This is a genomic window from Bacillus coahuilensis m4-4, from assembly GCF_000171615.1.
GTDB lineage: Bacteria > Bacillota > Bacilli > Bacillales > Bacillaceae_K > Bacillus_T > Bacillus_T coahuilensis.
Window position 1 is genome coordinate 1 of record NZ_ABFU01000083.1, and the last position, 624, is coordinate 624.

A 624-nucleotide genomic window follows, 5' to 3' on the forward strand; every position below is an offset into this window, starting at 1 on the left:
TGCACGGATGAAGTCACTCGGTGTGGAGAACGTGTGGTTCCACGAGGCCCTTGAAGGTGGACATGCGGGCGCATCGGATAACCGCCAGGCCGCGCGCATGCATGCCATGTCCTACGAGTTCGTGTGGAAGGCCTTGACCGGCGAGCTGTAGCTCGACTGATTTTGCTCTTGCCCGGAGGTTCTGGGTAGTCTTGGGTGGCTAGTAATAGCTGCTGGAGACGTGCCAGAGCGGCCGAATGGGCTTCACTGCTAATGAAGTGTGGGTCTAAAGCCCACCGGGGGTTCAAATCCCCCCGTCTCCGCGTTTGGATCAGGCGCCCTGCGAATTGAGAAATCAACTCCCAGGGCGCCTTTCTTTTGGTTCAACCGGTGCGGGGGCGGGTGCCTCCACCGGCCGCGTCAGGCCTTGAGTGCGAGCACGAAGGGAAGCACCTCCTGAGCACCCGCCTGCCGGAGCGCCCTTCCGGCGACAGTGATACTCCAGCGGCTGTCCGCCAGGTCATCGACCAACAGCACCGGCCCCGGGTTCGCTCCGAACCAGGCTAGGCCTTCCTCTGGCACCGCAAACTTTTCCCATACCGAGGCGAGACGGAACGCGCTGTTGCCGCCGGAGCTGCCGCTTGG

At 62.8% G+C, this 624-nt stretch carries 1 protein-coding gene and 1 tRNA gene; one reads left to right on the plus strand and one right to left on the minus strand.

Annotation, left to right across the window (positions count from 1 at the left end; genetic code table 11):
- The first annotated feature begins 214 nt into the window (after positions 1–214).
- Positions 215–302: transfer RNA gene (locus tag M44_RS18705), tRNA-Ser, on the plus strand.
- Between the two features lie 97 nt (positions 303–399).
- Here the strand turns inward: M44_RS18705 and M44_RS28615 are convergent.
- A partial coding sequence (locus M44_RS28615; RefSeq protein WP_010176176.1) for a phosphoribosyltransferase occupies positions 400–624 on the minus strand: 225 nt, incomplete at its 5' end.